This is a genomic window from Acinetobacter sp. AR_0276, from assembly GCF_003000705.1.
In the GTDB taxonomy this organism is placed as follows: Bacteria; Pseudomonadota; Gammaproteobacteria; order Pseudomonadales; family Moraxellaceae; genus Acinetobacter; species Acinetobacter nosocomialis.
This window is the reverse complement of record NZ_PSQO01000004.1, coordinates 678119-702457: the sequence shown is the minus strand read 5'-3', so window position 1 is coordinate 702457 and position 24339 is coordinate 678119. Positions and strand designations below refer to the sequence as shown.

Sequence of the window (24339 nt, the reverse complement as noted above, 5' to 3'; positions counted from 1 at the left end):
TATGGTGGATTTTGCAGAACATCGTAAAGCGTTACTCTGCAATGATGCACAATCCATTGCTGACTATGAGTCAGCAATGGGCGAAGCGGTAAAAGCCGTTTCAGCATGGTTGCAAAATGAAAAAATGTACACAGGCGGTAGCATTAAAGAATTGCGTTCAGCAATTTCTTTTCAACCTTCAAAAGAAGGTATGGGTGTACAACAATCTCTTCAACGTATGATTGAGCTTTTCTTAAATAAAAGCTTGAAAGTACACCATCCACATTCATTAGCGCATTTACACTGCCCAACTATGGTGATGAGCCAGATCGCGGAAGTGTTAATCAATGCAACTAACCAGTCTATGGACTCATGGGATCAAAGCCCGGCAGGTTCATTAATGGAAGTTCAGCTGATTGATTGGTTGCGTCAAAAAGTAGGTTATGGTTCTGGTCAGGCAGGTGTTTTCACTTCTGGCGGTACTCAATCTAACTTGATGGGTGTGTTGCTTGCTCGTGACTGGTGCATTGCGAAAAACTGGAAAGACGAAAATGGTAATCCATGGTCTGTACAGCGTGATGGTATTCCAGCTGAAGCAATGAAAAACGTCAAAGTCATTTGTTCTGAAAATGCGCATTTCTCTGTGCAAAAGAACATGGCAATGATGGGCATGGGCTTCCAGTCAGTTGTAACTGTACCTGTGAATGAAAATGCTCAGATGGATGTTGATGCTCTTGAAAAAACGATGGCGCATCTTCAAGCTGAAGGTAAAGTTGTTGCTTGTGTTGTTGCGACAGCAGGTACAACCGATGCTGGTGCAATTGATCCATTGAAGAAAATTCGTGAAATCACAACGAAATATGGTTCATGGATGCACATCGATGCTGCATGGGGCGGTGCACTGATCTTGTCAAATGACTATCGTGCAATGCTAGATGGTATTGAGTTGTCTGACTCGATCACCCTCGACTTCCATAAGCATTACTTCCAAAGCATTAGCTGTGGTGCGTTCTTGTTAAAAGACGAAGCGAACTATCGTTTCATGCACTATGAAGCTGAGTACTTGAACTCTGCTTATGACGAAGAACATGGTGTACCTAACCTTGTGTCTAAGTCATTACAAACGACTCGTCGTTTTGATGCATTAAAATTGTGGATGACAATTGAATCTCTAGGTGAAGACCTATATGGTTCAATGATTGACCATGGTGTAAAACTGACTCGTGAAGTTGCAGATTACATCAAGGCAACTAACGGTTTAGAGCTTTTAGTTGAACCACAATTTGCTTCGGTATTGTTCCGTGTTGTTCCAGAAGGTTATCCAGTTGAGTTTATCGATAGCTTAAATCAAAACGTAGCAGACGAATTGTTTGCACGTGGTGAAGCAAATATCGGTGTAACAAAAGTTGGTAATGTACAGTCATTGAAAATGACTACATTAAGTCCTGTTGTAACATTTGAAAATGTTAAAAACCTTTTAGCTCAAGTATTGGCTGAAGCTGACCGCATTAAAGATGCGATTGCTTCTGGTAATTACGTACCACCAATCGACTAATTGGGTTGATACTAAAAAAGCTCGGTTTATTGCCGGGCTTTTTTATTACATATTATTTTTATTAAAAGTGTGCATTGGAAAAGACTAATATGCACAAAATATGCATATTTTCAAAAAACAAAAATAATTATGCATGATTTATGGGGAGCAAATTTCTTATTGTATTGGTAGGTTCCAGATATTTTGGGTTGTATTGATATATCAATATCGCACTTACTTTAAATAATCCCGCTTTAACTGAAAAAAGTAAGTGGCTGTAATTACAATTAAGACAAGGAAGAAGAAATGCAACAAGCGAATATGCTCAATGAATTTAAACTCATTATTGGCGGTCAACGTTGTTCAGGTGAACAAGGTGAACTAGAAATTCTTAACCCTGCTACTGGCTTAACTGCTGCACGTTGTGCAAAAGCATCAGTTGCGCAGGTGAACCAGGCAGTGAGTGCAGCTAAACAGGCATCTAAAGCTTGGCAACAAGTCTCGCATGATGAACGTAAATCAATCCTAAATAAAATTGCAGATGGCATTGAAAAGCACGCTGAAATGCTTGCAGAGCTGGTTGTTCTTGAACAAGGTAAACCACTGGCACTTGCTCAAATGGAAGTGCAGGGTGCAATTGGCTGGACGCGTTATGCGGCTTCTATGGATTTACCGGTAGAAGTAATTGAAGACAGTGAAACCAAACGGATTGAGCGCCATCGCCAACCCTTAGGTGTAGTGGCTTCTATTACTCCTTGGAACTGGCCACTCATGATTGCGGTTTGGCATATCATGCCTGCATTGCGTGCGGGTAATGTTGTGATTAGCAAACCTTCTGAATACACACCACTATCGACTTTACGTTTATGTGAAATTATCCAGCAAGAAGTTCCGGCAGGTGTAATCTCAATTGTGGTTGGAGCTGGTGAGATTGGCGAAGCATTATCTTCTCATCCAGATGTGCAAAAAGTCGTGTTTACGGGATCAACTCGAACTGGTCAGCACATTATGGCTGGTGCAGCTCAACAGCTAAAAAACTTAACTTTAGAGTTGGGTGGCAATGATGCTGGTATTGTATTACCAGATGCAAATATCGATGAAATTGCAGCTAAGATTTTTAATATGGCGTTCTTAAACGCTGGTCAAACATGTGCGGCATTGAAGCGTTTATATGTACATGAAAGCCAATATGAGGCTTTATCTCAAAAGTTAGCTGATATTGCCAACGCTCAAGTGGTGGGAGATGGTATGGCATCTTCTACAACATTTGGTCCAGTACAAAACCAAATGCAATATAACAAGGTGAAAGCTCTTATTGCTGAAGCGATTGAACAAGGTGCAAAAGCACTTTCTGGACAACAACAGCTACCAGAGCAAGGCTACTTTATTGCGCCAACTATTTTGACTGAAGTTTCTGACTCTTGTCGCGTGGTGCAAGAGGAGCAGTTTGGTCCAGTGTTGCCTGTTTTAAAATATACCGATATCAACGATGCAATTGCCCGTGCCAATGACAGTGAGTTTGGCTTAGGCGGTTCAATTTGGTCTTCTGATCTTAAAGCCGCACAGACCTACGCTACACAGCTTCAATGCGGAACGGTTTGGATTAATACCCATGCAGAAGTGTTGCCTCATGCACCTTTTGGTGGCTGGAAAATGTCTGGCTTAGGCGCTGAGTTTGGTTTGGAAGGTTTGCTTGAAAATACGATTGGACAAACGGTCCATATTAGTAAAATCTAAATATTAATTTTAAGGCGGATTTAGTATCCGCCTTTTTATTTTCACTTTTAAGAGTGAAAAGCTGAGTTATTTTATTGAGAGTGATGATAGCTCATGCTTTTAGGCTTGATTAAAAAATGATTCTGTTCTTTAATTTTTTTCAGAACGATGTAAGACTTTATGTGACCTATAAAATTATAAGAAAGCAATCTTTCAGTCACAAATTGAGAAAGCTGTTCTAAGTTTTCAGCAACAACTTTTAAAATAAAATCTGCATCGCCACTAATTGAAAAAGCATCCTGAATGTTATCTTCAGCTTCAATCAGCTCTTGAAAAGCTTGTTGTGATTTGGCTTCGTGTGTCCTTAAATTAATATGAATCATTGCTGTAACTTCAAGCCCTAGCGCCTGTTGCTGGATGCGTGCCGTGTAGCCAAGAATCACACCCTTTTGCTCAAGCAATTGACGTCGTCTTGAACATTGAGAAGCAGATAAACCGATTAAATCTCCAATTTCCTGATTGGTGAGTCGTCCATTCTTTTGTAGTGCCTGAATGATTTGCCAGTCGAACTTATCCATTGCATAAAATCCTTTTATGATACACAAATCATGTATTTTTATTAAAATGCGTTTTCATTATGCACGAAATCTAAAAGATAGATGAAATATTATTTTTCTATGGAATAAAAATTGGTCTCAAAGGATATAGAGCAATGTTCATAGAAATTGGTGAATTTTTAAATCTTCGTCTAAAACAAATGGGTATCCAACATCTTTTTGGTGTACCTGGTGATTTTAACCTCTCATATCTAGAACAAGTTGAAGCAGACCCACAACTCGAATTTATTGGAAATTGTAATGAATTAAATGCTGCCTATGCAGCAGACGGTTATGCACGAATTAACGGTTTTTCTGCTTTGGCTACTACTTATGGTGTAGGTGACTTAAGTGCCATTAATGGTATTGCAGGTGCCTATGCAGAAAATGTGCCTCTTATTCATATCTCAGGTATTCCACCTTTACATGCAGTTCAAAAGGGCACTTTAATTCACCACACGCTTGTCGATGGTAACTATGACAATATTATGAACTGTATGAAAGAGTTCACAGTTGCCCAAACTCGTTTAACTCCTGCAAATGCAGCTTCTGAAATTGATCGTGTGTTACGTCAGTGTTTCCTTGAACGCCGTCCTGTACACATCCAACTACCTGGTGATATTACCCACGTTAAAATTGAAGTGTCTGAGCGTCCGCTCGACTTAAGTTATCCAGCTGTTGAGCCTGAATTATTGCAAAGTGTGGTGAGCAAACTTTGTGACATTATTGAGAATGCTCAAAGTCCAGCGCTTTTAATTGATAATGAAGCTTCAGTTTTTGGCGTAACTTCACTTTTAAATGATTTGTCTCAAAAATGCTCAATTCCATTTGCAGGTATGAATACTGCAAAAAATATTATGGATGAAGGTTCACCTCGTTATATCGGAACTTATGTGGGTGGGGCAAGCCAACCGCATGTGAAAAATATCATTGAACAATCTGACTGTTTAATTGGTATTGGCGCGCGCTTTACCGATGTAGGCTCAGCTGTATTTACTCATCAAATTGAGACCAAGAACTACATCGAAATTAAATCTTATGGCTTAAATATTTTTGGGCAGGATTTTCCAGGTATTGAAATTGGACAATTACTTGTTGAGCTAAATAAAAAAGTTGCGCCACGTAAATCGTCAGTCCCCCTTCTTGAAAAACAACCTCAGAAAGTAATTGAAGCGCCAGCTCAACAGAAACTAAGCCAAGATGTGCTTTGGAACTACATTTCGGGTTTCTTAAAAGAAGATGATGTGATTATTGGGGAAGTCGGGACATCAAACTCTGCTTTGTCAGGTATAAAGCTGCCTGCTACAGCTAAATATATTGCACAGCCGCTTTGGGGTTCTATTGGTTACACCTTACCGGCTTTGCTTGGTAGTTTGTTGGCTGCCCCTGAACGCCGTCAAATTTTGTTTATTGGTGACGGTTCGTTCCAGCTTACGGTCCAAGAGCTTTCTACAATTATCCGTCATGGTTTAAAACCAATTATTTTCTTGCTGAACAATGGCGGCTATACCATTGAGCGCTTAATTATGGGTGAAAACGCTGCATATAACGACGTGCAAAACTGGAAATACACTGAAATTCCAGCGGTATTTAACGGTAAGAAAGGCCATACAACTTATGTGGTTGAAACCGCAGGGCAGTTAAAGAGTGTTCTAGACAACGTTCAGCAAAATGACCAGTTAACTTTTATTGAATTAAAACTACCAGCAATGGATGCCCCGGTGAGTTTGAAAAAATTTGCTTCTGTGATTGCACGTTTTGATTACGGCGATCGTGGCTACGAAATTTTAAAGGAGCGTTCCCAACCTATTAAATGTAAGGATGCAAGCTCGTTTTAAATAGAAGATAGGACACGTCTTCTCAAAATTAAATGGACTCATATTAAAGCAATTTATGTCCGAAGGTCGGTTTCTGATCTTCGGATGTGGTGCTGAATAAAGGTGTACAGGAAGTGACACCAACATTGGAGATAATGTTATGGATGCAAACAATAAGCACGAGTTAAAACAAGGCTTATCCAATCGACATATTCAACTCATCGCACTCGGAGGGGCGATCGGAACTGGGTTATTCTTAGGTCTTTCTCAAACAATTAAATTGGCTGGTCCTTCAATTTTATTAGGATATGCAATTGCAGGAGTGATTGCCTTTTTAATTATGCGTCATTTAGGTGAAATGGTTGTTGAAGAACCGGTAAGTGGTTCTTTTAGTTATTTTGCGAACAAATACTGGGGCAAAATGGCTGGTTTTATGTCTGGTTGGAACTACTGGGTGTTGTATGTACTGGTAAGTATGGCCGAACTGAGTGCAATTGGCACGTTTATACAGTTCTGGTGGCCTGAAATTCCAACATGGATGACTGCATTATTTTTCTTTATTTTAATTAACGGCATTAACTTGGTAAATGTCCGCTTTTTTGGGGAATCCGAGTTCTTATTTTCCTGCATTAAAATTGTTGCGATTTTAAGTATGATTGGCTTCGGTGCTTATCTTTTACTTTCAGGCTCAGCAGGTCCGCAAGCAGGTGTTGCAAATTTATGGCAACACGGTGGTTTCTTTCCGCATGGTATTCATGGCTTTATTATGGCTTTGGCTGTCATTATGTTTGCATTTGGTGGTTTAGAGCTTATTGGTATTGCAGCGGCAGAAACCAAAAAACCTGAAACAACAATTCCAAAAGCAGTGAACCAGATTGTGTACCGCATCTTGATTTTTTATATCGGTGCAATTGGTATTCTTTTATGTCTTTATCCTTGGAATATGGTGGCAGAAGGCGGTAGTCCATTTGTCTTAATTTTCCAGTCACTCAATAGTAATGGCGTTGCCAATGTTCTGAACTTTGTGGTCTTGATTGCTGCTATTTCGGTTTATAACAGTTGTATTTACTGTAATAGTCGTATGTTGCATGGTTTAGCAGAGCAGGGCAATGCGCCAGCAATTTTGAAAAAAGTAAATAGCCGTGGTATTCCAGTTCCGGCAGCAGTGGTGTCTGCATCAATCACAGCAGTCTGTGTGGTGGTGAACTATTTAATTCCTAGCCAAGCTTTTCAGCTTTTTATGATGTTAGTTGTTGCAGCGCTTGTCATTAACTGGCTCATGATTTCTGTCACGCATTTAAAATTTACTAAAGCAATGAAATTACAACGTCGTCAAACTAAGTTTCAAAGCATCATGAGCCCATGGAGTAACTATTTAACCATTAGCTTTGTATGTTTCATTCTTATTATTATGGCAATGACTCCAGATATGAGACTAGCTGTGATTTTGGGGCCGATCTGGCTTGCTGTTTTAGCCATTATGTATTTCTTGAAGTACCGTAAAAAAATGGTCCCAATGCCAGAAGTACAATCAAACTGATAAGCTTAATTTACAATGATATTGCGGTTATCTGACAAAAAGCAGGTAACCGTTTATCTTTTTGTCATAATATTTTCATCTTTGAACGAAATAATTTTTTAAAAACAAATATGTCATCTAAAAATTTGAGAAATGTGTCAAAAATTAAATTTGTAATAACAATTTATTAAATTCTTTAAGTTTTTATAATTTAAGAATAATTGTAAATTTGGTAATTGGGATGATTGTCATATTTAATATAAAAATTAGGTTCTCTAAGCCTTATAAAATAAGTTTAAATGCTTGATATAAAATAAAATTAAAAATGTGACAATGAACATTATAAAAATCATTAAAGCGTCATAATACTGTAACTTATTTGTCATATTTTCTATTCACAATGCAGCTATCGAAGAGCGTACAAGCACTAAACAAAAAGTGACGTACAACCTATTGCATTAATGAGAGAGAACAGAATGCGCTTAAATCCACGTCAAATCGCAATTGCGTTAGCAGTAACTGGGGCCGCTGTAACAACGACTGCAAATGCAGCTCGTGATACGATTCAAATTGCTGGTTCTTCAACTGTATTACCGTTTGCCAGCGTTGTAGCTGAAGAGTTTGGTAATACATTCCCTCAATTTAAAACTCCTGTTGTAGGTTCTGGTGGTTCTTCTGCTGGTTTAAAACAGTTCTGTCAAGGCGTTGGTGACAATACGATCGACGTTGCAAACGCTTCTCGTAAAATTAAAAGCACTGAAATTGAAGCTTGTAACAAAGCTGGTGTAAAACAAATTCAAGAAATCAAAATTGGTTATGACGGTATTGTATTCGCGTCTAGCTCACACAAAGCAGCTTATAAATTAAAACCTTACCATGTGTTTGCTGCTTTAGCTGCACAGTTGCCTTCAAAAGGTAAATTGGTTCCAAACCCATATACAAACTGGAATCAAATCGACAAATCACTTCCTAATGAACCTATTACACTTGTAATTCCTGCGTCTAACCACGGTACGCGTGAAGTTTTCCAAGAGAAAATGGTTGATGCTGGTTGTGAATCATACGAATACTTCAAAAACTTAGATAAAGATGCTCAGAAGAAAGCATGTTCGACTTTCCGTAAAGACGGTCGTGTAATTGAAATTGCTGGTGACTATACAGAAACTTTAGCTCGCTTAAAAACTTCTCCAAGTGCAGTAGGCGTGTTTGGTTTAAGTTTCTATGACATGAACCGTGACAAGTTACGTGTAGCATCAGTAAACAACGTACTTCCTTCTGAGAAAACTGTGTTAAACGGTACATATCCTGTATCTCGCCCATTATTCTTCTATGTGAAAGGCGAACACTTAAAATCAGTTAAAGGTTTACCACAGTATGTAGAATACTTCCTAAGCAAAAAAGCGACTGGTAAAGGTTCTAAAGCTGAGCGTGATGGCTTAATCGCGATGTCTGATGCAGAACGCGCTAAAGTCCTAGCTGACTTTAAAGCAGGTAAAACTGTTAAATAATTTGTTTTGAATAGGGGCTGGTGATCCCAAGTGATCATCAGCCTTTTTGTCTAACACGTTTTTCCCAAATTATGACAATTGAGAAAACAGTGGAGAATACATGAATCTGCTACTTATCGGTGTGTTGTTAGCCCTTGTGGCAATTGCATATCAACTTGGGCTGAGAAAAAGCCGTAACCTAGCAGGTAAGGGAAGCAACTCAGCGACATTACATTCTCGTCCTGGTTATTATGGCGCACTGGTTGGACTTTGGTGCGGTATCCCTGCTTTTTTAATTTTGATAATTTGGAACTTGGTTGAACCAAATATTTTAAATCATATTATCTTTAATAATATTCCAGCTTCTGTGTCAGCTTCTCTTGACGAAGCAGCAAGAAGTGTACTTGTTGATCGAGTTCAAGCGATTGCTTCTGGTTTTGGGGTAAGTGATCATCCAGCTGCTTATGAGTTGGCTGCTGCTCAGCAATATGCAAAATTTCAAACTATTGGCTCTTTTGCAAAATTTGCTGTTGTTGTTTGTGCTGCATTATTAGGTCTAGTCTGGGCAAAGAAAAAAATTAGCCAAGAATATCGTGCACGTAACCAAGTGGAACGTGCGATTAATGTTGGTTTGATCTTGTGTTCTGGCGTGGCAATTTTGACCACAATCGGCATTGTAATGTCGATGTTTGGCGAAGCAATGCACTTTTTCCATTTTGTAAGTCCAATCGACTTTTTCTTTGGTACAGAGTGGAACCCCGGCTTTAGCACTTCAGGCAATGCCGAAGGTAGCTATGGGTTATTACCATTGCTATGGGGTACACTCATGGTCAGTGGTATTGCCTTATTAGTTGCAGTACCGGTTGGCTTAATGATTGCCATTTATTTAGCTGAATATGCGTCACCATGGTTGCGCTCATGGGCAAAACCAACGATTGAAGTTTTAGCGGGTATTCCAACAATTGTGTATGGTGTTTTTGCCATGATGATTATTGGTCCATTTTTTAAAGCTGTTGGTGCTCATGTCGGTATTGAAATTAATGCAACCAGTGCTTTGACTGCTGGTTTCGTAATGGGAATCATGATTATCCCGTTCGTTTCATCTTTATCTGATGACATTATTACTCAAGTACCTCGTGCACTTCGTGATGGTTCACTTGGACTTGGCGCAACTAAATCAGAAACAATTCGCCAAGTGGTTTTACCAGCAGCTTTACCGGGTATTACAGGGGCATTTTTATTGGCTGTATCGCGCGCCGTGGGGGAAACCATGATTGTGGTTTTGGCAGCGGGGAACAGTCCACTTCTACATGCAAATCCGTTTGAAGCTGTTTCGACAGTTACCGTAACCATCGTAAAACAGTTAACTGGCGATACCGATTTTGCAAGCCCACAGGCCTTGGTGGCATTTGCATTGGGTTTAACACTCTTTGTAATCACCTTGGGATTAAACATTGTTGCACTGTACATTGTGCGTAAATACCGTGAGCAATACGAATGAGTACATCAAATACATCGTCTCCTATGGATCAGAACGTATTTGATCCACAAGCTGCTGCTCAGGCACGTGATCGCCGTAAAAAAGTCATTGAAAAGTCATTGGCTAAACGTCACCGTAAAGAAAAAGCTTTCCGTATTGCTGGTTTATCGGCAGTGGTTATTGGCCTTGCATTCGTAGCGCTATTGTTTGGCAGTATTTTGGCAAAAGGTTTACCTGCTTTTTGGCAAACCAGTATGAATGTACCAGTTTACTTCGATCCTAAAGTGATTGATGCCGGTCCATTGCCAGTACGTGCACAAGGTGAAACACCTGCTCACTATCAAGAACGTTATGTGGCTTGGCAAACAAAAATGGGTATGGTGGATTGGGACAGCCTCATCGTAAATGGAATAGTTGCTAAAGACCCTTCACTTGAGTCACAACGTGATTCTTTACGTAGCCTTTATGCAAGCTCGGAAGCTTATCGTTTACGTGACATGGTATTTGCTGACCCATCACTCATTGGTAAAAAAGAGAATCTTGCTTTCTTGGGTGATGCTAACGTAGATGTCTGGTTAAAAGGTAACATTGACCGTTCATTACCAGATGACCAGCAGCAGCTCGATCCGGAAATCCGTAAGCTTGCAGATGATTTGAAAGCAAAAGGTATTCTTGAAAATACGTTTAATACTAACTTATTTAAGAATCCGGATTCTCGTAGCTCACCAGCAATTAGTGGTCTTGCAGGCGCATTCATGGGTTCATTATTCATGATGTTGATTGTGATCATTATCTCGATCCCAATTGGTGTTGCCAGCGCTATCTATCTTGAAGAGTTTGCTCCAAAGAATTTTATTACCGACATCATTGAGGTCAACATTAATAACCTTGCTGCTGTTCCTTCAATTGTATTCGGTTTACTTGGTGCTGCAATTTTCATTGGCTGGATGCATTTACCATTATCAGCTCCATTTGTTGGTGGTTTGGTATTAAGTTTAATGACATTACCGACAGTCATTATTACAACACGTGCTTCTTTAAAAGCTGTACCTCCATCAATTCGACAAGCTGCTCTTGGTTTAGGGGCATCTAAAGTACAAACTGTTTTCCACCATGTTTTACCTTTGGCTATGCCGGGCATCATGACAGGTTCAATTATTGGTGTGGCACATGCGCTTGGTGAAACTGCACCGTTACTTTTAATCGGAATGAGTGCATTCGTTGCAAGCATTCCAACCACTCCATTTGATCAAGCAACTGCTTTACCTGTTCAAGTTTACTTATGGCAAGGTAATGAGTTGCGTAACTTCTTCGAAGGCCGTACAGCTGCTGCGATTATCGTACTCCTTGCATTAATGATTGGTTTAAACAGCCTTGCAATTTGGTTACGTAAAAAGTTCGAAGTGCGTTGGTAATAGAGGATAAATAATGAATACTATCGATATTACGAATTCCTTAGAAAAGGATAAGTTAGTGAATACTGAACAATCTCCACTTACAGATACACAACTGCATCATGGCACTTCGTATGTTTCGCATTTTGAGCCACATACTTCAAAAAAGCCAAACTCAACCGAAATCAAGATCAGTGCACAAGATGCCCATGTTTATTATGGTGACTTCGAAGCGATTAAAGGCATTGATTTAGATATCTATCAAAATGAAGTGATTGCATTTATCGGGCCGTCAGGTTGTGGTAAATCGACTTTCCTGCGTACCTTAAACCGTATGAATGACACAATTGATGGTTGTCGTGTAACAGGTAAGATCACTTTAGATGACAAAAATATCTATGATCCGAATCTGGATGTAGTGTTACTACGTGCTCAAGTGGGCATGGTATTCCAAAAGCCAAACCCATTCCCTAAGTCTATTTTTGATAACGTTGCATATGGACCAAAGTTACATGGTTTAGCACGTGATAAATACGACCTAGAAGAAATTGTTGAAAATAGCTTGCGTAAAGCTGGTCTATGGGAAGAAGTTAAAGACCGTTTAAATCAGCCGGGTACAGGCTTATCTGGTGGTCAGCAACAACGTTTATGTATTGCGCGTACAATTGCGGTAAGTCCTGAAGTCATTTTGATGGATGAACCATGTTCTGCACTTGACCCAATTGCAACAGCAAAAGTGGAAGAACTGATTTCAGAACTTTCTGACCAATATACGATTGTGATTGTAACGCACTCAATGCAACAGGCGGCGCGTGTTTCAGACCGTACTGCTTACTTCCATTTAGGTGATCTAATCGAAGTAAACTCTACAGAGAAAGTATTTACTCAACCTGACCATCAATTGACAGAAGCGTACATTACTGGTCGTTTCGGTTAATTTATAGTTATAAAAGAAAAAGAGCCTCGTGCTCTTTTTTTTTATTTAATAAATGAAAATGAATCTATTTTGCAAAATCGCTATTGAATTTTAATCAAAAGAACCACATCTTAAGGCTATAAAGACAAACTTATGAGCATAGAATTTTATGTTATTCCATTTGCCTAAACTCCCTGCGGAAATACGTGTTAGTCATTTAAATGCACGTGTAAATGAACAGAGAAAAAAAATTGCACAAACGACAGCAAGCCGTTTAGAGCTTTTACAATTGGCTCAACAACTTGCGAAAGAAGCTAAAATCCGCCGTAAGAACAATCAGAAAATTTTTGTTTTAGATTTTAAAGGTGATATTCAAGCATCTGCGGTTGAAAACCTCCGTGAAGAAATCACACTTATTTTAGCTACCGCTAAAGCTGGACGTGACCGCGTAGTGGTACGTCTTGAAAGTCCGGGTGGTATGGTTCATGGTTATGGACTAGCAGCAGCTCAGTTAGTTCGTTTACGTGATGCAGGCTTTCATTTAACGATTTGTGTCGACAAGGTCGCTGCAAGTGGCGGTTATATGATGGCTTGTATTGCAAATGAAATTATTTCTGCACCATTTGCTGTTGTGGGTTCAATTGGTGTCGTTGCTCAAGTTCCAAATTTCAATCGTCTTTTAAAAGAGCATAACGTTGACTTTGAACTTTACACAGCAGGGCAATATAAGCGTACTGTGACTATGTTCGGTGAAAATACACCTGAAGGTAAAGCGAAGTTTGAAGAAGAGCTACAACAGACGCATATCCTGTTTAAGCACTTTGTAGAAAAGTATCGTCCACAGCTTAATGTAGATAAAGTTGCTACAGGTGAGCACTGGTATGGACAAGATGCGCTTGATTTAAACCTTGTAGATAAATTACAAACTTCCGATGAATATTTATTAGCGTTGTTACCTCAGCATGACGTCTATGTGATTAACACACGCAAAAAGGCGACTTTGGGTGAAAAGTTAGGTTTACAAGCAGCACAAATGGCAGATAGCTTAATTCCCGCAGTAATGCATAAAGTTGCAGATACGTTGGCAAAAGCGAATTCAACTTTAGTGCAAATGCGCGATACCAAATTTTAATTAAGATATGTTTTTAACTAAAGAGTACCTTTATAGGTGCTCTTTTTTTATGGAATTGATTAAACCAAATTTGATTAATATTTATTTAAGTTTTAATTGCCAAAGTTAATATTATTTTTAAATTTTTGAGTTTTGTGATGTCAAAAACGTTATCGCATATTGATATTCTTATAAGAGTTTTGCACATCATTATTATGGTTTCTTTCGTTGGTGCTTATTTTACAGGAGATAACGAGGACTTACATCAGGTGCATATGATGTTTGGTTATATTCTCCTGATTGGCATTATTACACGGGTTATTTGGCACTTTTTAAGTCCACGTGTTTCAAGTACTGCGCCATTTGGCTTAAAGAAGCGGAGCACTATGGCATTTAATGCAATTAAAAAGTCCTTTAGCCATGCAAATTCAGTCAGTCTTTTTTCGAAAAATACAATTCAATTGTTCAGTATTGGGCTATTTCAAGCTTCGATTGTATTTATTTTCATACTCATTCCTGTTGTTGTAGTACTTGGATACGGAACAGAACACTTTACTTATGCTTTGAGAGACTTACATTCATTTTTCGCAAACTTATTTTTAGCTTTGGTTATATTGCATCTTTCAACGCTTATTTTAAATAGCATTCTTGCTAAACGCTTTCAGGGTTGGACGATGCTTAAAATGACATGGGCAGATAAAAAAATAACTAAATTTATGACATTATTCATCTTATTTCTTGTAGGAGCTTTTAGCTTTGTTTATTTAAGAATGTAATATATAAGTTTTATATAAACTCTATTCGAAGTTATTTTTTAATAAAAATTCAAAAAATATTGTTGATAAATATACTTATTGAATTGTGATAGATAAGTGATTTTGATATTTTAGGCAACAATAAAATAGCTTTTAGATGTTTCATTGGCTTTGTTGCATAAACATTCAAAAGCTGAGTTCTCCCCAATCCATTCAAATTTAAGACACAACTTGGGTGCGAGGTCTACCTAATTCCGTAAATCTATTCAGAACTGCCACACGCGCATGAATTTCATTGACCTGACTTTGAAAATGTCTTGCCGTCAGCCTATCACCTAATAATTTGATGCAATGCATCTTGGTTTCCACCAAACTACGACGGTGATAACCCGACCATTTTTTCCATAGGGTTCTGCCTAAATGTTTAACCGTTTGAAGTAACTCATTTCGTTCTATTGAACTTATTTTAGAATCTTTCCAGGGCTTGGCATTCTTTCTGGGTGGAATTACTGCATGTGCTTGACGATCTGAAATCACTTTTCTGCAGCACTTCGTGTCGTACGCGCCATCGGTATAGACAGAATCTATTCGCTCATCTAGTGGAATTTGATCCAGTAAATCACCTAGTACTTGTGAATCACTGACATTATTTGTAGTAAGCTGAACGGCACGTATTTGCAGTGTTTCAGCATCTATACCAATATGCAGTTTACGCCATTGCCGACGGTATTCAGGCTGATGTTTTTTACGCTTCCATTCGCCTTCACCTAAAAACTTTAAACCCGTAGAGTCGACAAGTAGGTGTAACCCATCATGACTTTTCTGATAGCTTATCGCAATATCAATATGCTTTTGTCGTCTACAAAGGGTGGAGTAATCTGGTGCTGTCCAATTCAAGCCACAGAGTTTAATCAGGCTTTGAACAAAGCCAGTAACCATACGTAAAGAAAGACGGAATAGAGATTTGATCATTAAACAGCATTGAATCGCTGTATCGGAATAAGTTTGATTTCGTCCTTGCTTGCCTTGTGGTTGTGCATACCATTGCGTCTTAGGATCAAACCAGATTGAAATATTTCCTCGCTTGATTAAAGCTTGGTTATACGAGGACCAATTGGTTGTACGATAGATTTTAGGTGTAGGCTTCTTCATCTGGAAATTATATTACTGAAGAAGCCTTCAAGAATAGCTTTGTGCAACAAAGCCTGTTTCATTTAAAAAGTTACACATTTAAAAATATAACTGAAATTCAGGATAGGAAATAATGACAAGAATAATTGTGGCATCCAAAGAGGGTTTGGACGTTCTGCAAGATGGTCAACTCAATAAAGTAATTTTAAATCAGCCTACTATTATTCAGATTGGTGTAAGCCAAAAAGATATTGCATCCATGGAAAAACAGGGTGGGCGCTTAGTTATCCATTTAAAAAATGGAGAGACTATTGTCTTAGAAAATTTCTTTAATGAAGCAACAAATACAACAGAGCATTCACTTGTTTTTCCGACTGAACATGGAAAATTTGTTGAAGCGCAATTCGATGCTCAAGGTAAAGTGATCGATTATAAAGGCTTAAATCATGTTACAGATTTAGGCTATGCCAGTACGAGTCCAGCAGCTGCAACTATGGCGGTTGATAGTGATCCAAGTTTTACGATGGGTAATGTACTCAAAGCAGGCTTAGCAGTTTTAGCTGCGGAAGGATTATATCTTTGGGCTTTTAAGAAAGATGATAAGGATGACTCATCAAGTGCACCTGATTTAATCGCACCTGCTGCTCCTACAGCTACGCTTGCTGATGATACCGTGACAGTGACTGGTAAAACTGAAGCAAATGCAAAAATCTATCTTAAAGATGCTGCAGGCAATACAGTCGCATCGGGTGTTGCAGATGCAAGTGGTAACTACACTGTTAAATTAGATAAGCCGCTCGTGAATGGGGACAAATTAAACGTTATTGCCCAAGATGCGGCTGGAAATAGTTCTAAAGCGACTGTTGTGACAGGTACAAAAGATACAATACCTCCAGATGCTCCGCAGGCCCAATTGAGCGATGATGGTTCATTGTTGACTGGTAAGGCAGAGGCAAATGCCAAAATTACAGTTTATGACGCCACTGGCAAAGTATTAGGTTCTGTTTTTGCAAATAAAGATGGTATTTATTCTTTAAAGCTTACTCCGCCATTAACCAGTGAAGCGGGCGGTAAAGTTGTTGCTGAAGACGCTGCTGGTAATAAATCTGAAGAAGTTAAAATTATTGCGGGTAAAGACACCGTGCCACCAGCTTCTCCTTTTGTTGAAGTCAACAAAGAAGGGTCAGTAATACATGGTAAAACTGAAGCAAATGCGAAAGTTCAAATAAAAGATGCCGATGGTAAAGTGATTGGAAGTGGGACCGCCGATGCTCAAGGTGACTTTCAAATTACACTTTCACCTGCTTTAACAGAATCCCAAAAAGGTACAGTGGTTGTTGAAGATGCAGCCGGTAATATGTCTAAACCCGTTGAAATTAAGCCGGGCTTTGACTCGATTGCACCAGATAAACCAACGGCTCAAATTAATGCAGATGGAACTTCGGTAACTGGTACAGCGGAAGCCAATGCCAAAATTGAAATTAAAGATGCAACTGGTAAAGTGATTGGTACCGGAACGGCAGATGCGAATGGAAAATTTACGATTACTATTTCGCCTGCATTAACTGATAACAACCATGGTGCTGTTTCAGTGATCGATGGTGCTGGAAATAGATCTGAAAGTCTCGACATTGTGGGGACAAAAGATACCATACCCCCGACAAAACCTATCTTAAATAGTGTAGAAGATGATGTAGGTGACATAAAAGGTGCTATTGCAGCAGGTTCTGAAACTGACGATGCTAGGCCAAAACTTACAGGTTCAGGTGAAGCGAATGCGACACTTACGATTTATGATAATGGTGTTGCAATTGGGGTGGTGACTGTAACGGCTGGTAGATCTTGGTCATTTACTTTTGATAAGGATTTAACTCTTGGTAAGCACAGCATTACTTTAACCCAAACTGATGCAGCAGGGCTGACCAGTGAAGCAAGCTCTCCATTTACTTTTTATGTGGTTGCACCGAAAGTCGCGAGTCTGGCTGATGCTTCAGTCAATACTTTAAGTACAGAAACACCATCTTTAGCAGATAGTGTTGGGTTACACACTTTAAAGGTTACGCAAAGTACGACAACTGAGCCTACGAATCAGCAGAAAACTGTTCCTGTAGATGATTTGCTAAAAAGCTCTTCTTTAAACGATTCAGATCCTGTCTCAAAACTTCTATCATCGACAGCATTGAAAACAACGCAGATACCTGAGCAAACTGATGTAAATACTTCAATTGATCAAACAACAAATCTTGATCAAATTTTACCAAATACGAGTTCTTCACCTTTGCAAAATATTTTAGAACAGACTTATCCAGTTGTTTAAAAGACTCTATGTAAAATATAAAAGCGCTCAATGAGCGCTTTTTATTTATGGCTAATTTTTGATTTTCGGTGTTGTTATAAGAGTAATAACTCCATAAACAATTGATCCAATTGTGGCGAGTAACATGTCTTTATGAGCATCCCACATATCGCCTTGTTGCCCATTATAATTTTCAGCTTGTTCAGGTGATAAGCCAATAGCAATTGCCCATTCGATCAGTTCATAAAAAACACTCGATGCCATCACGAATTGAACTACAAGTAAAAATAGGGAAAACGGACGTGCAGTCGGCAACCAAACTTGAAAAACGCGATAAATAAGAGGGTAGAGCAAAGCGCCATATGAAAAGTGTACAAGTCGATCATACATATTGCGAGACCAACCCATGTATCCATCTAAATTAAAATGAAAGATGTGCTGAATCCAGTCATTGTATGGAACGTATGAATAAAGATAATGAGCACCAATTACGTGGATTAAAAGAAACAGTAAATAAAAACAAAAACTTAAAAAATCGAGACCAATTTTTTTAAAAATAATAAAAAGTAGAATCAGCATCAAAACAGTTCCAGCCTGATGAAGTAAATAAGCTTCAAACTCAAGAGGCTGTATACCTGAAATGATAATGGCAATGAAAAGCAGACTAAGCGCAATATAATGTTTAAGCTTAAATTTTTTTTCGATCATTTTCTAAATAAGATTTCTTTTGATGAATATGAGTGTAATAAAAAAGCGAAGCCTAAGCTTCGCTTTTATCAAATTTTTTTAATTAGATTTTGCTAATTAAATCGTTAATTTGTTTTGCTTGTTCAGCTGCATTACCTGTGTAAGTTGCAGGTGTAAGCTCAGCTAAACGAGCGCGCTCTTCGCTTGGTACTTGAGCAAGTTCATTACCATTTACGAAATCAACCATCATGTCGCGAGTCATTGCTTGACCACGAGTTAAAGCTTTTAACTTCTCATATGGTTTTTCAACGTTATAACGACGCATAACTGTTTGAATTGGCTCTGCAAGAACTTCTTGAGCTTGGTCAAGATCTTCATTCAAGCGGTTTGCATTCAATTCAAGTTTGCCAATACCTTTTAAGCAAGCATCAAAAGCAATTAAGCTTTGAGCAAAACCAACACCCATGTTACGAAGTACAGTTGAGTCAGTTAAGTCACGCTGCCAGCGAGAAATTGGTAATTTTTCGCCTAAGTGAGCCAACACAGCATTTGCAATGCCTAAGTTACCTTCAGAGTTTTCAAAGTCAATCGGGTTAACTTTGTGCGGCATAGTTGAAGAACCAACTTCACCTTCTTTAAGTTTTTGTTTGAAGTAACCTAAAGAGATATAACCCCATACGTCACGGTTAAAGTCGATCAAAATTGTATTGTAACGACGTAACGCATCAAATAATTCAGCCATGTAGTCATGTGGCTCAATTTGAGTTGTGTATGGGTTAAATGTTAAACCTAAAGATTCAACAAAAGCTTGTGAATGGGCTGGCCAATCAACATCTGGGTAAGCAGAAAGGTGAGCATTGTAGTTACCTACTGCACCATTGATTTTGCCGAGTAACTCAACATTTTCAAATTGCTTGATTTGGCGAGCTAAACGATATGCAACGTTCGCCATTTCTTTACCCAAAGTTGTTGGGCTAGCAGTTTGACCATGTGTACGAGACAACATCGGTTGTTCAGCATGAGTCGTTGCTAAAGCAGAGATTGCATTTAAAATTTGCTTCATGCTTGATACTAAAACTTCACGACCGTTTTTAAGCATAAGCGCATGAGACAAGTTGTTGATGTCTTCTGATGTACAAGCAAAGTGAATGAACTCACCCGCATTTTGTAATTCAGCAATACCAGCAATTTTCTCTTTCAAGAAATATTCAACGGCTTTTACGTCATGGTTAGTTGTACGTTCAATTTCTTTAATGCGATTCGCATCTTCTTCAGAGAAGTTGCTTACGATTGCATCTAGAGCTGCATTTGTTTCAGCTGAGAAAGGAGCAACTTCAATAATTTCTGGACGGTTAGAAAGCGCTTGTAACCAACGCACTTCTACAGTGACACGAGCATGAATTAAACCAAACTCAGAAAGAAAAGGGCGTAGCGCATCACATTTGCTGGCATAACGTCCATCTAATGGTGATAGTGCGGTTAAAGCGTTCATAACGATTCCTTAATGCTGGAATAAACATAAAACAAAAATAATCTCGTTACAGCCTTAGATAACTTGGTACTGTAAGCGAGCAAGAGCTTGAATATCCTGTAGCAATTTACGTTTGCTAAAAATCATGTTCCATGAACTACCGCCGAGTTGTCGCCATAAATGAGCCATTTGTAGCCCTGTAAACAGACAAGCACGAATACGGTTGGTATGGTTGGTATCTTTAAATGCCTCAGCATTACCACGAACAAGAATGCGTGGATTAATTTGCCCGGCAGTATCAACATAGGTTTGTGCCAAATTAGCTAAAATGCTGGGGTGTAAATAGTTATTATCGAAAAAAGAAAGCTGTTTTAAAATCTTCTGCTGTGCTTTTTCAATAATGGCCACATATTCAGGATTGCTATAGACCTTCTTTTCTAGCTGCAAAAGTGACATCGCGTAAGACATAGGAAGTTTTGCACTACGCATTTTAGGCAAACGAGATTTGGGCGCATTGGTAAAAGGCTGGGTAATACAATTCTCAAGAGTTTTAAGACCTAGAGAAATATCAGCCAATTGATTAAAAAAATCTAATGTCTGAACGGTATTATTATTTGTTGTAGGGCGAATATTTAAACTCGCCTTTATTAATAATTCAAAATAGAAGTTACCACTTTCACCAATACTTTGTTGACCTGTCATAGCGGTCATATGCGTAAGCTGGGTCGCTTGAAATACCCCCGCCAAGGCAAGGGCACGGTTTTGGCGAACATTCAAGGCTTGTGATTGTTGAAAGGGTAACTCCACCATGCCATTCATTCCCTTAAATAAAATTTGGTGTAGGGGCATTTGTATGGTGAATCACACCCCCGCCTAGGCAAACTTCATCTGAATAAAATACAACACTTTGACCTGGTGTAACTGCGCGTTGAGGTTCATCAAATTCAACACGAACACCATGCTCACTATTTTCATCAATAAACACTGTGCAAGCTTGATCAGGCTGACGATAGCGTGTTTTAGCGGTACAGCGTAATCCTTCAGCCGGAATATGTTGTTCACCAGCTACCCAGTCAATAGACTCACTCCAAAGCTGCGTACTTTGCATAAGTGGGTGTTCATGTCCTTGGCCTACAACTAAACGGTTATTGGCAACGTCTTTATGAAGTACAAACCATGCACCTTCAGCTGCACCTTTCATACCGCCCAGACCAATACCACCACGCTGACCGAGCGTATAGTACATCAGACCGTGATGTTCACCAACTTCTTTACCATTATCCAGCACAATTTTACCTGGTTGAGCGGGTAAATATTGTTTAAGGAAGTCATTAAAACGGCGTTCACCGATAAAACATATACCAGTTGAATCTTTTTTCTTCGCAGTTGCTAAGTCCAGCTCTTCGGCAATTCTACGAACTTCCGGTTTTTCAATTTCGCCAACAGGGAAGAGCGTTTTATTAATTTCGCGGCCATGCACTGCATGCAAGAAATAAGTTTGATCTTTATTATTATCTAAACCACGTAATAAAGGTGCATATGCTTCACCTTTAGAGTTGTATGCAGTTTCAGCACGACGAGCATAGTGACCTGTTGCAATAAAGTCGGCACCTAAAGTCATGGCGTGGTCTAAAAACGCACGGAACTTAATTTCTTTATTACATAAGATATCTGGGTTTGGAGTGCGGCCAGCTGCATATTCAGCCAAGAAGTGTTCAAATACACGATCCCAATATTCCATCGCAAAGTTTGCAGTGTGAAGTTTAATACCGATTTTATCTGCTACTGCTTGAGCATCGGCTAAATCTTCCATTGCTGTACAGTATTCCGTGCCGTCATCTTCCTCCCAGTTTTTCATGAAGAGACCTTCAACTTGATAACCCTGTTGAAGTAAGAGTGCCGCAGAAACAGATGAATCTACGCCACCAGACATACCGACGATGACACGTTGTTGCATAGGACTAGGCATCCAAATGAGAAGTTAATGAGGGAGAGAAAGGGTGCTCATAAATAAGAGCTAAAGGATAATGGTGACCTTTTATGGCATCTTCAATCGCTTTAATGACCAGAGGACTACGAGCGCGGGCAGATTCTTGAAGCTCATCTAGAGTCATCCAGACAGCAGAAACAATACCTGTATCAAGTTTTGGGTCGCTTTCGACATGAGTGACATGTGCTAAAAAGCAGAAGCGATAGTAAGTACGATCCGGAAACATAGGCGGAGTATATGTATAAATACCAAGTAAGGCATCTATATCAACATGATGACCCGTTTCTTCAAGTGTTTCACGAATAGCAGCTTCTATTAGCGTTTCACCACATTCCACATGACCAGCAGGTTGATTAAACACAGTGTGTACAAAACCTTCGCTATGTTCTTCGACAAAAAGATAGCGTCCATCTTTTTCTACGACTGTAGCGACAGTGACATGAGGAGTCCATGCGGCCATAAAAAAGCACCATGAATTTAAAAGTCGTATGATACGAAATTTAGGGGTTTTTGGCTACGGTGATCTTACAAACGATAGAGAACTATAAAAGCTCTATCGTTTGAAAAATTGAGTATGTACTAATTGGTTTGGTTATCTTTATGGTTATTTTGCACTTTTACATAATGTCTTGCTGAATAAGGTAAAAATGCCAATTCTTTTTCAGTTAGAGGACGTACTTGCTGTACTGGACTTCCAACGTAGAGATAACCACTTTTTAAGACTTTACGAGGTGGAACTAAACTTCCCGCACCAATCATTACATCATCTTCAATAACGACATCATCTAAAATGACGGTATTGATCCCGACTAGTACGCGGTTACCAATAGTACAGCCATGTAAAGTCACATGATGACCCACCGTCACATCTTCACCAATAATAAGAGGTGAACCATTAGGCTTGGCATCATTTTTATGGCTGACATGTAACATACAATGGTCTTGTACATTACTATTTTTACCAATTTGAATACTATTTACATCTCCGCGAATGACTGCAAAAGGCCATACCGAAACATTTTCGGCCAATTTAACATCACCGACAACCACGGACATTTCATCAATGTAACAACTTGGATCAATTTGTGGATGATGATCTAAATAAGGACGGATGTTTTTTGTCATGAGAAGCATCAAAATAAAATTTAATAGAAGTATAAAATAAAAAAGCACTCAAGCTAATAGCATGAGTGCTTAATTGAACTATTCTAAAATTAGAATAAGTTACTAAAGAATTGTTTGATATGGTCGATCATGCGTGCAAAGAAGCCTGCTTCTTCAACTGGTTTTAATGCAACAAGAGGTTTTTCAGCAATAACCTTGCCATCTAAACTTGCAACAAGTTTACCTACCACTTGGCCTTTTTGAAGAGGAGCATTTAAATTTGGTTGAACAACCAATTGAGTTTTTATACCACCTGCTTTGCCTTTTGGCATAGTGACATTGAAGTTCTCTGCTAAACCAATTTGAACTTCATTTTCTTTACCGAACCATACTTTAGCTTTTGCAAGAACTTGGTTTGCAGGTTGAACATTTGCAGTTTCAAAGTTCGCAAAGCCCCAAGACAACAACGCGCGTGTTTGGTTAGCACGTTCATTAACGCTGTCAGTACCAAAAATAACTGAGATTAAGCGCATTGGGCCACGTTTACTTGAAGTTGTTAAGCAGTAACCAGCTTCATCTGTGTGGCCTGTTTTTAAACCGTCAACACTTGGGTCAGTATAAAGTAACGCATTACGGTTACCTTGCTTGATACCGTTAAATGTAAATTCTTTCTCAGAGTAAATTGGGTAGTATCTTGAGCTGTCTTTAATAATATGTTGAGCTAGAACAGCCATATCTTTTGCAGTTGAATAATGACCTTCTGCAGGTAAGCCCGTAGAGTTCATAAACTGGGTATTTGTCATACCAATACGTTTTGCTTCCTGATTCATGAGGTGAGCAAAAGTACCTTCATTTCCAGCAATATGTTCAGCCATTGCTTTTGACGCATCATTACCAGACTGAATGATAATACCTCGAAGCATTTCTAAAACTGTTGCAGTACCATTTAATGGTACATACATACATGATTCAGCGCTGCTTCCTTTACACCAAGCAGATTCGTTCATACGAACCTTTTCATTCTCGGTAAGCTCACCTTTTAATAGTTTTTGTTCAATGATGTAGCTTGTCATCATTTTAGTCATAGAAGCAGGCGCAAGCTTTTCATTTTCATTTTTAGAAGCGAGAATCTGTCCTGTCTCGTAATCCATTAATACATAAGACTTATTATTTAATTCTGGCGGAGCTGATAAGACAGTTGCTGCATAAGAAAAACTTGGTAAGAGGAGGAGTGCAGCAATAGCGCTTTTTCGAGTCATTCTAGGTAATTCCAATATCTTGTGTGAAGCAGAAGAACCTAGCATTTTAGGACAAAGCAAAGCCGACTTCTATGGGGGAAGTCGGCTTTTTCAAACA

20 protein-coding genes are annotated in these 24339 nt (G+C 38.9%); 11 read left to right on the top strand and 9 right to left on the bottom strand.

Annotated elements, in window-relative coordinates; genetic code table 11:
- The first annotated feature begins 1 nt into the window (after position 1).
- Both CSB87_RS04170 and CSB87_RS04165 read left to right on the top strand, forming a co-directional pair.
- Positions 2-1534, top strand: coding sequence for a pyridoxal phosphate-dependent decarboxylase family protein (locus tag CSB87_RS04170; protein ID WP_031953023.1), 1533 nt, complete (start codon positions 2-4; stop codon positions 1532-1534).
- A gap of 285 nt (positions 1535-1819) precedes the next feature.
- A complete protein-coding gene (locus CSB87_RS04165) occupies positions 1820-3250 on the top strand; it encodes an aldehyde dehydrogenase family protein (RefSeq protein ID WP_031953022.1) in 1431 nt (476 codons plus the stop codon).
- Between the two features lie 71 nt (positions 3251-3321).
- Here CSB87_RS04165 and CSB87_RS04160 read toward each other — a convergent pair whose 3' ends face one another.
- A complete protein-coding gene (locus tag CSB87_RS04160) occupies positions 3322-3807 on the bottom strand; it encodes an Lrp/AsnC family transcriptional regulator (RefSeq protein ID WP_000357090.1) in 486 nt (161 codons plus the stop codon).
- 134 nt (positions 3808-3941) lie between these two features.
- Between CSB87_RS04160 and CSB87_RS04155 the strand changes: the two genes are divergently transcribed.
- The 8 genes from CSB87_RS04155 to CSB87_RS04120 all read left to right on the top strand — a co-directional run bounded on the left by CSB87_RS04155 (position 3942) and on the right by CSB87_RS04120 (position 14325).
- Entirely contained in the window at positions 3942-5663 is a 1722-nt protein-coding gene (locus CSB87_RS04155; protein ID WP_031953021.1) for an alpha-keto acid decarboxylase family protein, read from the top strand.
- A 139-nt stretch (positions 5664-5802) separates the two neighbouring features.
- Positions 5803-7182 carry an amino acid permease gene (locus tag CSB87_RS04150; protein ID WP_031953019.1) on the top strand — a complete coding sequence of 460 codons (1380 nt, stop codon included), beginning with the start codon at positions 5803-5805 and terminating at the stop codon, positions 7180-7182.
- A 455-nt stretch (positions 7183-7637) separates the two neighbouring features.
- Complete coding sequence (locus CSB87_RS04145) at positions 7638-8669, top strand: substrate-binding domain-containing protein (RefSeq protein WP_004707648.1); 1032 nt, start codon at positions 7638-7640, stop codon at positions 8667-8669.
- Between the two features lie 100 nt (positions 8670-8769).
- Positions 8770-10149, top strand: coding sequence for a phosphate ABC transporter permease subunit PstC (pstC, locus tag CSB87_RS04140; RefSeq protein ID WP_004707651.1), 1380 nt, complete (start codon positions 8770-8772; stop codon positions 10147-10149).
- Complete coding sequence (gene pstA, locus CSB87_RS04135) at positions 10146-11543, top strand: phosphate ABC transporter permease PstA (protein ID WP_031953017.1); 1398 nt, start codon at positions 10146-10148, stop codon at positions 11541-11543. The genes pstC and pstA overlap by 4 nt, the downstream gene beginning before the upstream one ends.
- Positions 11544-11556: 13 nt before the next feature.
- A complete protein-coding gene (gene pstB, locus CSB87_RS04130) occupies positions 11557-12459 on the top strand; it encodes a phosphate ABC transporter ATP-binding protein PstB (protein ID WP_002052705.1) in 903 nt (300 codons plus the stop codon).
- Between the two features lie 148 nt (positions 12460-12607).
- On the top strand, positions 12608-13570 hold the full coding sequence (gene sohB, locus CSB87_RS04125; protein ID WP_002052504.1) for a protease SohB: 963 nt from the start codon (positions 12608-12610) through the stop codon (positions 13568-13570).
- Between the two features lie 137 nt (positions 13571-13707).
- The gene (locus tag CSB87_RS04120) at positions 13708-14325 is read left to right on the top strand and encodes a cytochrome b/b6 domain-containing protein (protein ID WP_031953014.1); all 618 of its coding nucleotides are present in this window, start codon (positions 13708-13710) and stop codon (positions 14323-14325) included.
- Between the two features lie 198 nt (positions 14326-14523).
- Here CSB87_RS04120 and CSB87_RS04115 read toward each other — a convergent pair whose 3' ends face one another.
- On the bottom strand, positions 14524-15456 hold the full coding sequence (locus tag CSB87_RS04115; RefSeq protein ID WP_004812228.1) for an IS5-like element ISAha3 family transposase: 933 nt from the start codon (positions 15454-15456) through the stop codon (positions 14524-14526).
- A 112-nt stretch (positions 15457-15568) separates the two neighbouring features.
- Here CSB87_RS04115 and blp2 point away from each other — a divergent pair, with 112 nt between their 5' ends.
- Entirely contained in the window at positions 15569-17752 is a 2184-nt protein-coding gene (blp2, locus tag CSB87_RS04110; protein ID WP_031953012.1) for an Ig-like repeat protein Blp2, read from the top strand.
- 51 nt (positions 17753-17803) lie between these two features.
- Here blp2 and CSB87_RS04105 read toward each other — a convergent pair whose 3' ends face one another.
- The 7 genes from CSB87_RS04105 to dacC form a co-directional block, all read right to left on the bottom strand.
- Positions 17804-18439: a DUF2238 domain-containing protein gene (locus tag CSB87_RS04105; protein WP_004707660.1), complete on the bottom strand. Its 636-nt coding sequence runs from the start codon at positions 18437-18439 to the stop codon at positions 17804-17806.
- Between the two features lie 82 nt (positions 18440-18521).
- The gene (purB, locus tag CSB87_RS04100; protein WP_002052704.1) at positions 18522-19910 is read right to left on the bottom strand and encodes an adenylosuccinate lyase; all 1389 of its coding nucleotides are present in this window, start codon (positions 19908-19910) and stop codon (positions 18522-18524) included.
- A gap of 54 nt (positions 19911-19964) precedes the next feature.
- Positions 19965-20699, bottom strand: a complete 735-nt coding sequence (gene hflD / locus CSB87_RS04095) for a high frequency lysogenization protein HflD (RefSeq protein WP_000229973.1) — start codon at positions 20697-20699, stop codon at positions 19965-19967.
- Positions 20700-20712: 13 nt separating this feature from the next.
- Positions 20713-21846 carry a tRNA 2-thiouridine(34) synthase MnmA gene (gene mnmA, locus CSB87_RS04090; RefSeq protein WP_002052965.1) on the bottom strand — a complete coding sequence of 378 codons (1134 nt, stop codon included), beginning with the start codon at positions 21844-21846 and terminating at the stop codon, positions 20713-20715.
- Between the two features lie 4 nt (positions 21847-21850).
- The gene (locus CSB87_RS04085) at positions 21851-22339 is read right to left on the bottom strand and encodes an NUDIX hydrolase (RefSeq protein WP_004707663.1); all 489 of its coding nucleotides are present in this window, start codon (positions 22337-22339) and stop codon (positions 21851-21853) included.
- Positions 22340-22458: 119 nt separating this feature from the next.
- On the bottom strand, positions 22459-23004 hold the full coding sequence (locus CSB87_RS04080; RefSeq protein ID WP_004707665.1) for a gamma carbonic anhydrase family protein: 546 nt from the start codon (positions 23002-23004) through the stop codon (positions 22459-22461).
- 89 nt (positions 23005-23093) lie between these two features.
- The gene (dacC, locus tag CSB87_RS04075; protein WP_002052555.1) at positions 23094-24242 is read right to left on the bottom strand and encodes a D-alanyl-D-alanine carboxypeptidase PBP5/6; all 1149 of its coding nucleotides are present in this window, start codon (positions 24240-24242) and stop codon (positions 23094-23096) included.
- Positions 24243-24339: the final 97 nt, after the last annotated feature.

Coding starts and splice junctions, on each gene's coding strand:
- CSB87_RS04170 (WP_031953023.1), top strand. CDS start 2: ATGGTGGATTTTGCAGAACATCGTAAAGCGTTACTCTGCAATGATGCA.
- CSB87_RS04165 (WP_031953022.1), top strand. CDS start 1,820: ATGCAACAAGCGAATATGCTCAATGAATTTAAACTCATTATTGGCGGT.
- CSB87_RS04160 (WP_000357090.1), bottom strand. CDS start 3,807: ATGGATAAGTTCGACTGGCAAATCATTCAGGCACTACAAAAGAATGGA.
- CSB87_RS04155 (WP_031953021.1), top strand. CDS start 3,942: ATGTTCATAGAAATTGGTGAATTTTTAAATCTTCGTCTAAAACAAATG.
- CSB87_RS04150 (WP_031953019.1), top strand. CDS start 5,803: ATGGATGCAAACAATAAGCACGAGTTAAAACAAGGCTTATCCAATCGA.
- CSB87_RS04145 (WP_004707648.1), top strand. CDS start 7,638: ATGCGCTTAAATCCACGTCAAATCGCAATTGCGTTAGCAGTAACTGGG.
- pstC (WP_004707651.1), top strand. CDS start 8,770: ATGAATCTGCTACTTATCGGTGTGTTGTTAGCCCTTGTGGCAATTGCA.
- pstA (WP_031953017.1), top strand. CDS start 10,146: ATGAGTACATCAAATACATCGTCTCCTATGGATCAGAACGTATTTGAT.
- pstB (WP_002052705.1), top strand. CDS start 11,557: ATGAATACTATCGATATTACGAATTCCTTAGAAAAGGATAAGTTAGTG.
- sohB (WP_002052504.1), top strand. CDS start 12,608: ATGTTATTCCATTTGCCTAAACTCCCTGCGGAAATACGTGTTAGTCAT.
- CSB87_RS04120 (WP_031953014.1), top strand. CDS start 13,708: ATGTCAAAAACGTTATCGCATATTGATATTCTTATAAGAGTTTTGCAC.
- CSB87_RS04115 (WP_004812228.1), bottom strand. CDS start 15,456: ATGAAGAAGCCTACACCTAAAATCTATCGTACAACCAATTGGTCCTCG.
- blp2 (WP_031953012.1), top strand. CDS start 15,569: ATGACAAGAATAATTGTGGCATCCAAAGAGGGTTTGGACGTTCTGCAA.
- CSB87_RS04105 (WP_004707660.1), bottom strand. CDS start 18,439: ATGATCGAAAAAAAATTTAAGCTTAAACATTATATTGCGCTTAGTCTG.
- purB (WP_002052704.1), bottom strand. CDS start 19,910: ATGAACGCTTTAACCGCACTATCACCATTAGATGGACGTTATGCCAGC.
- hflD (WP_000229973.1), bottom strand. CDS start 20,699: ATGGTGGAGTTACCCTTTCAACAATCACAAGCCTTGAATGTTCGCCAA.
- mnmA (WP_002052965.1), bottom strand. CDS start 21,846: ATGCAACAACGTGTCATCGTCGGTATGTCTGGTGGCGTAGATTCATCT.
- CSB87_RS04085 (WP_004707663.1), bottom strand. CDS start 22,339: ATGGCCGCATGGACTCCTCATGTCACTGTCGCTACAGTCGTAGAAAAA.
- CSB87_RS04080 (WP_004707665.1), bottom strand. CDS start 23,004: ATGACAAAAAACATCCGTCCTTATTTAGATCATCATCCACAAATTGAT.
- dacC (WP_002052555.1), bottom strand. CDS start 24,242: ATGACTCGAAAAAGCGCTATTGCTGCACTCCTCCTCTTACCAAGTTTT.